Origin of the sequence: Xenorhabdus aichiensis (genome assembly GCF_028598775.1) — a bacterium.
Classification (GTDB): Bacteria; Pseudomonadota; Gammaproteobacteria; order Enterobacterales; family Enterobacteriaceae; genus Xenorhabdus; species Xenorhabdus bovienii.
Genome location: NZ_JAQRFO010000003.1, coordinates 131,500 through 145,479 on the forward strand (window position 1 = coordinate 131,500; position 13,980 = coordinate 145,479).

A 13,980-nucleotide genomic window follows, 5' to 3' on the forward strand; every position below is an offset into this window, starting at 1 on the left:
GTCTGCTCAGGTTTGTAATGTGATAAACACCATATATTCAGTGAAATGAGCGTAATAGATACATTATTTTAGTAACTTATATCAAATTTTTACTATTTTTATGAATTTTTTCACCGTTTGATCACGAGTTGCTAACTAGCCAGACACTAGCCAAATAGATGAAGCAGTACAGGAAATAAAAAAGGTGCCATTAATGAGGTGATAATGCCGCAGGTCATCAGCGCCAAAGAACTGTATGCACCTTCAATATGATCGAGTTCGGCGCAGCGTGCCGTACCCACAGCGTGGGATGCCGTTCCCATGGCCAATCCTCTTGAAGCCGACGTTTTTATTTCTAGAAGATTGAACAGGTTATGACCAAAGATCGCGCCCAAAATACCGACAGTAATTACGCAAGCTGCACTGATAGCAGGAATTCCGCCAACGGAATCCGCAACGGCCATGGCAATTGGTGTTGTGACGGATTTGGGCAGCACAGAGGCAGCGATCTCAGGGCTGGCTCCCGCCCATAACGCGATAGCTGTACCTGTCACCATCGCGACAATACTACCGATAAAACAGATGCTAATAATGGATTTCCATTGAGCACGGATTTGATGGAGCTGCTCATAAAGAGGGAAGGCCAATGCGACAACGGCGGGTTGCAGTAAGTCGTTTAAGATCCTGCTACCGGAAAAATAGTGCTCATAGGGGGTGTGAGTCATCAGTAACAAAGGAATGATAACGGCCATCGATAGCAACAATGGATTAAAGATGGGAAGTTTGAGTTGCCGTGATAATTTTTTGGCGCAATAAAATACGAGCAGTGTTAATGGTAGTGACCACCAGATATGGCTTAACATTTTTATCTTTTGTCCGATTGTTGTGATGGCGGGGAGCTGAGATCGGGTTCTTTTCGTTGAGCGCCGATAATGATGCGTTCGCGATGGACATAATGGGAACTGTAAGCAACGACAATCATGACAATAATTGTACTGACGATACAGGAGAGAACAATCGGGAACATTTGCTGGCTAAGTTGCGGGTAATAATCCATAACACCCACCCCGATGGGCAAAAACAGCAATGTCATGTTTTTCATCAACAGGCTACAGCCCGGTTTCACCCAATATGCAGGAATAAGCTGGAATGCAAGTAAACAAAACAGAAGAAGTAAGCCAATAATGCTACCGGGGAGAGAGAAGGGAAGTAGTGCTGAAATGATATTCCCCGCGATGAGGCACAAATAGAGCAGCACGAATGCACGCAGGTATTGCCAGCCTATCACCAGCATGTTTCGGAAAGACATAAACATAATTCCTCAATATAACGAGGGTTTTATCATACGACTAACTCTGTAAATGTGCCATACGTCACATTAAAAAGCGGACTCTTTTTTGAGCCCGCTTTGTTGTTTATCATTATACCTTAATTTCACAAGGCATCTGATGGTTATTTAACCTGCATTCCCGGCTGTGCACCGCTGTCTGGACTTAACAGGAAAATCTCTTTTCCACCAGGGCCAGCCGCCATTACCATGCCTTCAGAAATGCCAAAACGCATCTTACGTGGTGCGAGGTTGGCTACCATCACTGTCAGACGGTTCTCCAGCGCTTTTGGATCTGGATAGGCTGAACGGATACCGGAGAAGACTTGACGCGTTTCACCACCAAGATCAAGGGTCAGTTTCAGCAGCTTATCTGAACTTTCGACAAAATCAGCTTGCTTGATCAGTGCGATACGCAGGTCAACCTTGGCAAAATCATCAAATGCGATGGTGTCCTGAATGGGATCATCGGCCAGTGGGCCTGTCAGGGTTTTTTGTGGCTTGATGCTTTCTTTGGAGTCAGCCACCATAGCGTCAACTTTTGCCATCTCGATACGGTTAAACAGTGCTTTAAATGGTGAAACTTCATGGTTAAGCAATGGTTGCCGGATGCCATCCCAAGTCAGTTCGGTATTCAAGAACGCTTCTGTACGGTCAGTCAGGCTTGGAAGAACGGGCTTCAGGTAAGTCATCAGAACGCGGAACAGGTTGATACCCATTGAGCAGATGGCTTGCAGATCGGCATCCCGACCTTCTTGCTTGGCAACAACCCACGGTGCCTGTTCGTCAACGTAGCGGTTTGCCAAATCGGCTAATGCCATGATTTCACGGATGGCCTTACTGAATTCACGGTGGGTGAAGTCTTCCGCAATACCTTCAGCCGCATCAACAAATTGCTGGTACAGCGCAGGATCAGCAAGTTGATCGGCCAGTTTGCCCGCAAAACGTTTATTGATGAAACCTGCGTTACGTGAAGCAAGGTTAACCACTTTGTTCACGATATCGCTGTTAACGCGCTGAACGAAATCTTCCAGATTGAGATCGATGTCATCAATACGGGAGGAGAGCTTCGCAGCATAGTAATAACGCAGGCAATCTGCATCAAGGTGCTTCAGGTACGTTTCAGCCTTGATAAACGTCCCGCGCGACTTGGACATCTTCGTGCCGTTAACTGTGATATAGCCGTGGACGAACAGGTTGGTCGGCTTGCGATAGTTGCTGCCTTCCAACATGGCTGGCCAGAACAGGCTATGGAAATAAACGATATCTTTACCGATGAAGTGGTAGAGATCGGCTTCGGAATCTTTCGACCAGAATTCGTCGAAATTCAGGTCATCACGTTTGCTGCACAGGTTTTGGAACGACCCCATGTAGCCAATTGGCGCGTCCAGCCAGACATAGAAAAATTTGCCCGGTTCGTCAGGGATTTCGAAACCGAAATAAGGTGCATCACGGGTGATATCCCACTGTTGCAGACCTGCGTCAAACCATTCCTGCATTTTGTTCGCGACTTGCTCTTGCAAACTGCCGGAACGCGTCCATTTTTGCAGCATGTCGCTGAAAGCAGGCAGATCAAAGAAGAAGTGCTCTGTATCGCGCATTTCTGGTGTCGCACCGGATACGGCCGAACGAGGATTAATCAATTCCGTTGGGCTGTAAGTGGTTCCGCAGACTTCACAGTTATCGCCATACTGATCTTCGGCTTTACATTTCGGGCAGGCACCTTTGACGAAACGGTCTGGCAGGAACATGCCTTTTTCTGGATCGTACAGTTGAGAAATCTTCCGGCTCTTGATGTGGCCGTTCTTTTTCAGTTCCAGATAAATTTTGGTGGCAAGCTCTTTATTCTCTTCGCTGTGCGTAGAGTGGTAGTTATCATAGCTGATGGCAAAGCCGGCAAAATCCTGCTGATGCTCTAGGCTCACTTTGGCAATCATTTCTTCTGGCGAGATCCCACTCTGCTGGGCTTTCAGCATAATTGGCGTGCCGTGGGCATCATCAGCGCAGATAAAGTGAACCTCTTTGCCGCGCATTCGATGATAACGAACCCAAATATCAGCCTGAATGTGTTCTAGAATATGACCGAGATGAATTGGACCGTTAGCATAAGGCAACGCACAGGTCACCAATAATTTGTTCGCGACTTGAGACATAGTTAGGATCTGACTTCCGAATATTGAAAAGGGCTTTTGATGTTACCTGATCAAGAACGTTGTCGCTAGGGTAACGCAAGATCTTCGTTACTTTTATTTAAGGCGCTATTCGGCGTCGATTTCAATTTTGGTCTTATCCCAAACCGCCCGCTTCTGCTATGATGGGCGAACGGTTTTCGGTTAAAAAAAGACAAATCAAAAGGAGCCGGGATGAACTCACAATCCCCCGAGCAGACCAATCCTGACCTGCTGAAAGAACACGTTGTGAAAATACTGGCAACGTTCAAGCATCCGACTTTAGAGCAAGACTTGATAGCCCTGAAAGCATTGCATCATTGCGCCATGCTTGATGGGGTACTGCATATTGAATTAATGATGCCGTTCGTCTGGAAGCGTGCTTTTGCAAAACTGAAGGAAGAAACGACTCAAGCTTTGCAAACGGCTACGGGAGCAAAATCTGTTGACTGGCGGCTTACCCATGATATCTGCACACTGCGCCGAGCCAATAATCTGTTGGGCGTCAACGGTGTCCGCAATATTCTGGCGGTCAGCTCAGGGAAAGGCGGTGTGGGGAAATCCACCACAGCGGTGAATCTGGCGCTGGCGCTGGCGCAGGAAGGGGCAAAGGTGGGTATTCTGGATGCGGATATTTATGGTCCGTCCGTGCCCAATATGCTTGGCACAGCTCAAGAACGCCCAACCTCACCTGACGGTCAGCACATGGCGCCGATTATGGTGCACGGCATGGCGACGAATTCTATCGGCTATCTTGTCACAGATGACAATGCAATGGTTTGGCGCGGGCCAATGGCAAGCAAGGCTCTGATGCAGATGTTACAGGATACACTGTGGCCGGATCTGGATTATCTGGTCATCGATATGCCGCCGGGAACAGGGGATATTCAGTTAACACTGTCCCAGAATATTCCGGTGACTGGTGCACTGGTTATTACAACGCCGCAGGATATTGCTCTGATCGATGCGATGAAAGGCATCGTCATGTTCCAGAAAGTCAATGTCCCCGTATTGGGTATTATTGAGAACATGAGCACCCATATATGCAGTAACTGTGGCCATCAGGAGCCGATTTTTGGTACGGGTGGGGCAGAAAGACTGGCGGAAAAATACCATTGTCAACTGTTGGGGCAGATTCCGTTGCATATCTCACTGCGTGAAGATCTTGATCGCGGTGAACCGACCGTTATCAGTCAGCCTGGCAGTGAATTTGCAGATATTTACCGTGACATTGCCGCCAATATTTCTGCTCAGATGTATTGGCAGGGAGAGAAAATTCCTACAGAAATTTCTTTCCGCGCAGTTTGAGTTAAGCAATTTCGTGTCAATATGCGACGGAACGTTGTTGATTATCAACAGTCATTGTAATCCCTCGCTACGAATACAGTGTAAGCATTTACATCCGTATTTTAGTGTGACTTTGTTGGTATTGTCGCTATCTGGCCGGTGATCGGTTCATGAAGCCTATATCAGCATCGCCGATCAATGGCTCTGTTTATACAGGGCCATTTTTTCATTTTTCAAGGCGAAATCGCGGAATTTTTATGCGGGGCGTATAGAAAAAAACGAGACTTATCTTGTTTACTCTGGAATAGAAGTCATTAACTCCCTATAATCCGCCAAACATAGCGTTATTGAATGCTATGTCCCCACTTTATTTTTTCTTTTTTTAACCAGGTTACTTCTATTATGGCTGATGAAGCACATAAGTGTACAATCGTAGGTATTGCAGGTGCCTCTGCCTCAGGCAAAAGTCTTATTGCCAGTACGCTTTATAGAGAATTACGGGCTCAGGTTGGTGATCACAATATCGGCGTTATTCCAGAAGATTGCTATTATAAAGACCAAACAAACACCCCTCTGGAAGAACGTTATAAAGTTAATTACGATCATCCAAGTTCAATGGATCACAGTTTACTGTTCGAACATATCCAAGCATTGAAAGCCGGAAAATCCATTGAATTGCCTCAATATGACTATGTTGCTCATACCCGCAAAACCGAATCCATCCATTTTGAACCGAAACGCGTCATCATCCTTGAAGGTATCCTACTATTAACGGATAAGCGTTTGCGTCAGGAGATGGATTTCTCTATTTTTGTAGATACACCATTGGATATCTGCCTGATGCGCCGCATTAAACGTGATGTGAATGAGCGTGGACGTACATTGGATTCTGTCATCGAACAGTATAAGAAAACTGTTCGTCCAATGTTCCTGCAATTTATCGAGCCATCAAAACAATATGCCGATATTATTGTTCCCCGTGGTGGGAAGAACCGCGTGGCTATCGACATATTGAAAGCCAAGATTGGCCAATTTTACGAATAATTTGCCATTCAGGCATTCATAAGCATCATCGTATTTGAGAGGAAATAATGCGACTCTGTGACCGTGACATTATTAAATGGCTTGAGGAAGGTAAACTGGTAATTACCCCTCGTCCCCCTATCGAACGTATAAATGGGGCAACTGCTGATGTGCGCCTTGGGAATCAGTTTCGCGTTTTTCGTGGTCATACTGCTGCCTACATTGATTTGAGTGGCCCCAAAGCTGAGGTCAATGCAGCACTTGACCGTGTCATGAGCGATGAAATCATTTTGCCGGAGGGAGAAGTTTTCTTCCTCCATCCCGGCGAACTTGCACTGGCGGTAACGCTGGAGTCTGTCACATTGCCCGATAATCTGGTTGGCTGGCTGGATGGGCGTTCGTCTCTAGCACGCCTCGGTCTGATGGTACATGTCACTGCCCACCGGATTGATCCAGGCTGGCATGGTCAAATTGTTTTGGAGTTTTATAACTCAGGTAAATTACCTTTGGCGCTGCGCCCAGGTATGGTGATTGGTGCACTGAGTTTTGAACCCCTTTCGGGTTCAGCTGACCGCCCTTACAACCGACGTCAGGATGCCAAGTACAAAAATCAGCAGGGAGCTGTAGGCAGCCGAATTAGTGAGGACTAATTTTTTCTGGTGAAGGTATTCATCTTGTAGACATGAGACTGAGGAAGTCATGAAAAGATTGTTGACGACACTCGTTATTTTGTTAGTAGTCATTGTTGCTGGTTTAGCTGCGTTAGTTGTGCTGATTAATCCGAATGATTTTCGTGGCTACATAGTCGAACAGGTACAAAAGAAGAGTGGTTATCATCTCGTGTTACAGGATGATTTGCGCTGGCATATCTGGCCAAAACTGAGCATTTTGACTGGCCAGATATCACTGACGGCACCTGATGCCGAAATACCTGCGGTGGTGGCAGAGAACATGCGTCTGGATGTCGAATTGCTGCCGCTGTTATCCCACCAGTTTGTAGTCAAAGAAGTGATGCTGAAAGGTGCAGTTTTGCGATTTATGCCGGACAGCCAGCCGCAGAAACAGGCTGAAGCCCCGATTGCGCCGAAAAGTGATATCCAATATCCGGTGGCAGGGGGTCAAGGTTGGAAACTGGATATTGCCAGAATCAAGGTAGCGGATAGCTTACTGGTCTGGCAAACCGATACTGATTCCCAATTAAATATCCGTGATATCAATTTCCTGATGGAGCGTAGGGATCAGAATCACGTCAATCTTGAATTCAGCAGCAAGATCAATAAAAACCAGCAGGAGTTGGCATTTGAATTCAATACTTCCGTTGATATCTCTGATTATCCGCAGCGCTTGGCGGCTGATGTCAGTTCGCTCAAATATCAACTGAAGGGAGTCGGGTTACCGTCTGAGGGTATCAAAGGAACAGGCAGCGTTAGCTTGGCGTACCAATTATCTCCTTCATCCATTTCGCTGCAAAAACTGGCGTTGACGGTAAATGAAAGCGAACTTAACGGCAATATTGCTGTTAATTTGCAAAATAAGCCGCAATACACCATCAACCTGAGTTCGCCAAAACTGAATTTAGATAATCTTCTGGGGTGGGATGCATTACCGCAAAATGATTTGCAAGCAAGGCATGATTATCGAATTGAAAACAGTTTATTGAAACCGGTGATTGCGACGTCTGTTTCACCGTTATCAAATTATGATCTGAGTTTACTGAAGGCATTTGAGGCCAATCTTTCGTTTGTAGCGGATAAATTTATTTATCAGGGCATGGATATTGATAATTTTGCCTTGAAAGCCGTCAATAATGATGGAATGGCAGAAATCTTGAAATTAAGCGGTGATGTATTTGGTGGGCATTTTGCGCTCCCCACGACGATTGATGCCACGGTTAACCCAGCTAAATTACATACTAAACCGCTCTTGCAAAATATAGAGCTGAAACCACTGTTGACGGCTCTGGCTCTGCCACCGGTATTCAGTGGGCAACTTGAGCTGGATGGTGATCTTCTGGGGGAAGGCTATGACGAATATGCTATTACCCATTACTGGCAGGGTGATCTGAATATTGGCCTGGAAAATGCGCGTCTGGAGGGATTGAACATTCCTCAGCTTATTCAGCAGTCTTTTTCGAGGGCGACTGACCAAGTTAATCAGCCAGAGAATACTGATGATTTTACCGAAGCAAAAAATATGTCTGTCAGAGCGCAACTGAATCAAGGTGAGCTTAAGGTTGATAACCTTTCTGCGATATCGGGCATGTTAAATATCACAGGGCAGGGCAAGGCGAATTTGCTGAAACAAAGTACCGATATGTCGTTGTGGGTGCAATTGACAGGCGGCTGGGGAAAACAAAACGAATTTGTGCGTAAGCTACAGAAATTAAAAGTGCCCCTGAGGGTTTATGGTAATTGGGATAACCTGCAATATAAGCTCAATGTTGAAGCATTGCTGAGTGATGAATTACAGGAAAAAGCCAAACAATCCATCAGAAATTGGATTGAACAGAATAGTCGTGCTAAAGATCGTAAGGAATTTGAGAATTTGTTGAATAAATGAGTTTTCAACATACCTAATGAGATTATGGTGCTGATTTATTTGTAGGGAGATGCAAAGGAAAATGTGCTTGGCTGGCAGATTGGGTCTAAACTACCGCATAAATCAGGTGATCGCCGAGGCGATCACCTGATTTATGCCAATTTTATAGTGGTACGACTTCACTACAAAATAACGGGTTAGGACTAAACTTCCAGTGTATGTTAATACCCTATAACCTGATAATCGAAGTGAGGAACCCAGCCAACCTGCGGCGTTGTGACAGATATTGTCAATGTATCTTTCGACACTCCCACGCCATTTGGATTATTCCGCTGTGTTTTTACATCAGCAAGGTAACCCGGTTGTTGATTATCAAAATTATTCCCGACAATACTTGCATGACATGAAATTATGCCGTTTGGCAAGCTGATGGGTAGCTGTATTTTGTAGTAGTGGGTATAGTATGTAACCCCACCGATAACGAATGAATTAACTTCACCAATCGGTTCACTAGCTACTGCAAGCCCGTTGATCTTGATGATATCACCAAGCTTGATTATGGTGACATCTGTTCCGACTCGACGGGATTCTATACCTAACCCAATGAGATCGGACAGGCCAAGATTTTTTACAAACGCTTTCTTGTCTGGGATATCCGCCCCGTTTTGGCCTTTCTCCAGTCGGCCGCTGGCGTTATTATTGGCGCTCTTAGCCAAGTCTTCAACTTTGCTGATACGGAGATCGGTTTCCGCTTTAGTATAAGCGCCCACATCAGATGCTATAAGTTTAATGTCCGATAACAGCGCCTTGCCATTCACTGTACGAGTTAACGGCACTCGGCTATCCGCATTATTATTTGCGCTATTTGCCAGATCCTTAACATCTTCGATACGACTATCAACCTCTCCTTTGCTATAGACATTGAGGTCAGATGCTTGCAGTTTAATGTCTGTTAACAACGCTTTACCATTTACTGTACGAGTTAATGGTACTTTGTTATCCGCGTTGTTATTTGCATTATTTGCCAGTTCTTTAACGTCCTCGAAAAGAATGTGGATATCTGCTTTGTTATAGACATCGATATCAGTCGCGGTCAGTTCAATATCTGTTGACAGTTCTTTGCCGTTCACTTTGCGAGTTAATGGTACTTTGCTGTCAACATTTTGAATGGCAGAAATAGCATTCTTATTGGCAGTATCAGCGAGTTTATCAACTATGCTGATACGATCATCGGTTTCCTTCTTGTTATAGGCACCAACATCATCCGCAATCAGTTGAATGTCTGTTGACAGTTCCTTGCCATTAACTTTGCGAATGAGTGGCACTTTGCTGCCGGCACTTTGAATGGCAGAAGTGGCATTTTGATTGGCGGTATCAGCCAGTTTGTCAACTTTGTTGATACGATCATCGATTTCGGTTCTGTTATAGGTACCGATATCAGCCGCGCTCAACTCAATGTCAGTTAACAGTTCTTTGCCATTGACTTTACGGGTTAACGGCACTTTGCTGTCAGCACTTTTAATCGCGCTAGTGGCATTCTGGTTGGCAGTTTCAGCCAGAGTTTTGACGTTATTGATATGCGTGTCAGTTTCTACTTTGGTATAGGCACCGACATCCTCTGCGCCCAGTTTAATGTCTACTGACAGTTCTTTGTCATTGACTTTACGGGTTAATGGCACTTTGCTGTCGGCACTTTGAATCGCGGTGGTGGCGTTCTGGTTGGCGGTTTCCGCCAGCTTATTGACATTATCAACCTGAGTTTTGACGATATTGATATGATCGTCAGTTTCTTTCTGGCTATAGGCACCGACATCCGCCGCGCTCAGTTGAATATCGGCTGACAGTTCTTTGCCATTGACTTTACGGGTTAACGGCACTTTACTGTCGGCATTCTGAATCGCGGTCGTGGCATTCTGGTTGGCGGTTTCAGCCAGTTTATTGACATTATCAACCTGAGTTTTGACGATATTGATATGTGTGTCAGTTTCTACTTTGTTATAGGCACCGACATCTGCTGCATCCAGTTTAATATCGACTGACAGTTCTTTGTCATTGACTTTACGGGTTAACGGCACTTTGTTGTCGGCATTCTGAATCGCGGTGGTAGCGTTCTGGTTGGCGGCTTCCGCCAGCTTATTGACATTACCAACCTGAGTTTTGACGTTATTGATATGATCGTCAGTTTCTTTCTGGCTATAGGCACCGATATCCGCCGCGCTCAGTTTAATATCGGCTGACAGCTCTTTGTCATTAACTTTGCGGGTTAATGGTACTTTACTGTCGGCACTTTGGATCGCGGTGGTGGCGTTCTGGTTGGCGGTTTCAGCCAGAACCTTGACGTTATTGATATGAGCGTCAGTGTCCTCTCTGGTATAGGCACCGACATCCGCTGCATTCAGTTTAATATCGGCTGACAGTTCTTTGTCATTGACTTTACGGGTTAATGGCACTTTGCTGTCGGCATTCTGAATCGCGGTCGTGGCGTTCAGGTTAGCGGTTTCAGCCAGTTTATTGACATTATCAACCTGAGTTTTGACATCACTAATACGGTCGTCAGTTTCTTTCTGGCTATAAGCACCGACATCCGCTGCGCTCAGTTGAATATCGGCTGACAGTTCTTTGCCATTGACTTTACGGGTTGACGGCACTTTGCTGTCGGCATTTTGAATCGCAGTGGTGGCGTTCTGGTTGGCAGTTTCCGCCAGCTTATTGACATTATCAACCTGAGTTTTGACGATATTGATACGGTCGTCAGTTTCTACTGTGGTATAGGCACCGATATCCGCCGCGCCCAGTTTAATATCGGCTGACAGCTCTTTGTCATTGACTTTACGGGTTAACGGCACTTTGCTGTCGGCACTTTGGATCGCGGTGGTAGCGTTCAGGTTGGCAGTTTCCGCCAGTTTATTGACATTATCAACCTGAGTTTTGACGTTATTGATATGATCGTCAGTTTCTTTCTGGCTATAGGCACCGATATCCGCCGCGCTCAGTTTAATATCGGCTGACAGCTCTTTGTCATTAACTTTGCGGGTTAATGGTACTTTACTGTCGGCACTTTGGATCGCGGTGGTGGCGTTCTGGTTGGCAGTTTCAGCCAGAACCTTGACGTCTTTGATATGAGCGTCAGTGTCCCCTCTGGTATAGGCACCGACATCCGCTGCATTCAGTTTAATATCGGCTGACAGTTCTTTGTCATTGACTTTACGGGTTAACGGCACTTTGCTGTCGGCACTTTGGATCGCGGTGGTGGCGTTCTGGTTGGCGGTTTCAGCCAGTTTATTGACATTATCAACCTGAGTTTTGACGATATTGATATGATCGTCAGTTTCTACTTTGGTATAAGCACCGACATCCGCTGCGCTCAGTTGAATATCGGCTGACAGTTCTTTGCCATTGACTTTACGGGTTGACGGCACTTTGCTGTCGGCATTCTGAATCGCGGTGGTGGCGTTCTGGTTGGCGGTTTCAGCCAGTTTATTGACATTATCAACCTGAGTTTTGACGATATTGATATGCGTGTCAGTTTCTACTTTGTTATAGGCACCGACATCCGCCGCGTCCAGTTTAATATCGGCTGACAGCTCTTTGTCATTGACTTTACGGATCAATGGCACTTTGCTGTCGGCATTCTGAATCGCAGTGGTGGCGTTCTGGTTGGCAGTTTCTGCCAGCTTATTGACATTATCGACCTGAGTTTTAACGTCACTAATACGGTCGTCAGTTTCTTTCTGGCTATAAGCACCGATATCCGCCGCGCTCAGTTTAATATCGGCTGACAGCTCTTTGTCATTGACTTTACGGGTTAATGGCACTTTGCTGTCGGCACTTTGGATCGCGGTCGTGGCGTTCTGGTTGGCGGTTTCCGCCAGCTTATTGACATTATCGACCTGAGTTTTGACGTTATTGATATGAGTGTCAGTTTCTACTTTGGTATAGGCACCGACATCCGCCGCGCTCAGTTGAATATCGGCTGACAGCTCTTTGTCATTGACTTTACGGGTCAACGGCACTTTGCTGTCGGCACTTTGGATCGCGGTGGTGGCGTTCTGGTTAGCAGTATCAGCCAGCTTCTCAACTTTGCTAATATGCTCATTGATTTCCGACTTGTTATAGGTACCGACATCCGCTGCGTTCAGATCAATATCAGTTAACAGTTCTTTGCCATTGACCTTGCGGGTTAATGGCACTTTGCTGTCAGCGTTTTGAATAGCGGAAGTCGCATTCTTATTGGCGGTATCAGCCAATTGCTCAACTTTGTTGATATGAGCATCAATTTCCGACTTGTTATAGGTACCAACATCCGCTGCGTTCAGATCAATATCAGTTAACAGTGCTTTGTTATTGACTTTACGGATTAATGGCACTTTGCTGTCAGCACTTTGGAGGGCCGCAGTCGCATTCTGATTAGCAGTATCAGCCAGTTTCTTAACTATGCCGATAAGCTCGTCGGTTTCCGGTCTGTTATAGGCATTTACATCAAGCGCGGTCAGTTCAATGTCTATTAACAGCTCTTTGCCATTGACCTTGCGGGTTAATGGAACTTTACTGTCAGCGCTTTGAATTGCGGAGGTTGCACTCTTATTGGCAGTTTCAGCCAGAGCTTCAACTTTGCCGACTTTCTGGTCAATCTCATCCTTCTTATAGGTCTCGAGATCAGCCGCACTGAGTACGATATCCTCTTTCAGCTCTTTGCCATTGACTTTGCGGGTCAAGGGAACTTTGCTGTCAGCCGTTTCTACCACTTTGCTGACTTGAGTATCAATCTCAGCTTTATTATAGGTACCGACATCAACTGCATTAATATTGATATCCGATGACAGCTCTTTGCCATTGACTTTACGGGTCAAGGGGACTTTGCTGCCAGCGGTTTCTACTGCTTTATTGACTTGAGTATCAATCTCAGCCTTGTTATAGGTACCGACATCAGCTGCATTAATATTGATATCCGATGATAGCTCTTTGCCATTAACTTTACGGGTCAAAGGCACCCACTTGTCGGTAGGCTTGGTTACATTAGCCAAGTCATAGGCTTTAGTCGCCAGAGCATAGGTTGTTCTCACCGCTTTTGATGTTGCAGCATGAGTTTCATTGTCACTATCTACTGCGTTACTCAAAGTGACAAGACCCTTCTCTTTCAATGTTGCATCTGGGTGATTGCGGCTTTCGGCATGATCTTTAATTTTCTCTCTCACATAATTGCGTGTTGCCAGACCAGAAAATAGCTCGTTTACCCAGCCCGGCCAATCTGAGTTGCTGACGGGTAGCGCCATGCTAACGGTCTGTTCCTGCAATTGAGGTTTGTAGAGATCTGCACAGTTCCCGACGGCAACCAGCGTTCCATCTTTGTCAAACAGGCCGATTTCACGGATCCACCAGCCACCTTGGCCCTCAGGAAGTACCTGCTCGGCGATAATATGGTTGGGTTTTTTGGGATCAATGGTCAGTACATCAATTTCAGCGCGATGTTTTTCATTAATCAGTTTGGATTGATTGACGTTTGGGACGGGTAAGCTGCCACCGCCATCACCAACGGCCATGTGGGTAATCTCAAGTTTCGTCCCCGATGTCGTAGCATTTTCCAGTTTACTAGTGCCTGCATGTGTTAGTAATGCAAAATATTTCGTACTCATATGAAACCCTCATTTTATCAACAAT

The 13,980-nt window shown here is 45.8% G+C and carries 8 protein-coding genes; 4 read left to right on the forward strand and 4 right to left on the reverse strand.

Annotated elements, in window-relative coordinates; genetic code table 11:
- Positions 1-146: 146 nt before the first annotated feature.
- From PSI22_RS02770 to metG, 3 genes are all read right to left on the reverse strand, one after another.
- Positions 147-842 carry a CidB/LrgB family autolysis modulator gene (locus PSI22_RS02770; protein ID WP_273578460.1) on the reverse strand — a complete coding sequence of 232 codons (696 nt, stop codon included), beginning with the start codon at positions 840-842 and terminating at the stop codon, positions 147-149.
- Positions 843-844: 2 nt separating this feature from the next.
- The gene (locus tag PSI22_RS02775) at positions 845-1,288 is read right to left on the reverse strand and encodes a CidA/LrgA family protein (protein ID WP_273578461.1); all 444 of its coding nucleotides are present in this window, start codon (positions 1,286-1,288) and stop codon (positions 845-847) included.
- Between the two features lie 143 nt (positions 1,289-1,431).
- Positions 1,432-3,459, reverse strand: coding sequence for a methionine--tRNA ligase (gene metG / locus PSI22_RS02780; RefSeq protein ID WP_273578462.1), 2,028 nt, complete (start codon positions 3,457-3,459; stop codon positions 1,432-1,434).
- Between the two features lie 210 nt (positions 3,460-3,669).
- Between metG and apbC the strand changes: the two genes are divergently transcribed.
- The 4 genes from apbC to asmA all read left to right on the forward strand — a co-directional run bounded on the left by apbC (position 3,670) and on the right by asmA (position 8,343).
- Positions 3,670-4,782 (forward strand): iron-sulfur cluster carrier protein ApbC, encoded by a 1,113-nt coding sequence (gene apbC / locus PSI22_RS02785; RefSeq protein WP_273578463.1) that lies wholly within the window; start codon positions 3,670-3,672, stop codon positions 4,780-4,782.
- A 381-nt stretch (positions 4,783-5,163) separates the two neighbouring features.
- Positions 5,164-5,805 (forward strand): uridine kinase, encoded by a 642-nt coding sequence (udk, locus tag PSI22_RS02790; protein WP_012987496.1) that lies wholly within the window; start codon positions 5,164-5,166, stop codon positions 5,803-5,805.
- A 47-nt stretch (positions 5,806-5,852) separates the two neighbouring features.
- A complete protein-coding gene (gene dcd / locus PSI22_RS02795) occupies positions 5,853-6,434 on the forward strand; it encodes a dCTP deaminase (protein ID WP_273578464.1) in 582 nt (193 codons plus the stop codon).
- Between the two features lie 49 nt (positions 6,435-6,483).
- The gene (gene asmA / locus PSI22_RS02800) at positions 6,484-8,343 is read left to right on the forward strand and encodes an outer membrane assembly protein AsmA (protein WP_273578465.1); all 1,860 of its coding nucleotides are present in this window, start codon (positions 6,484-6,486) and stop codon (positions 8,341-8,343) included.
- Positions 8,344-8,543: 200 nt separating this feature from the next.
- Here the strand turns inward: asmA and PSI22_RS02805 are convergent, their stop codons facing one another.
- Positions 8,544-13,955, reverse strand: coding sequence for a phage tail protein (locus PSI22_RS02805; protein WP_273578466.1), 5,412 nt, complete (start codon positions 13,953-13,955; stop codon positions 8,544-8,546).
- Positions 13,956-13,980 lie beyond the last annotated feature (25 nt).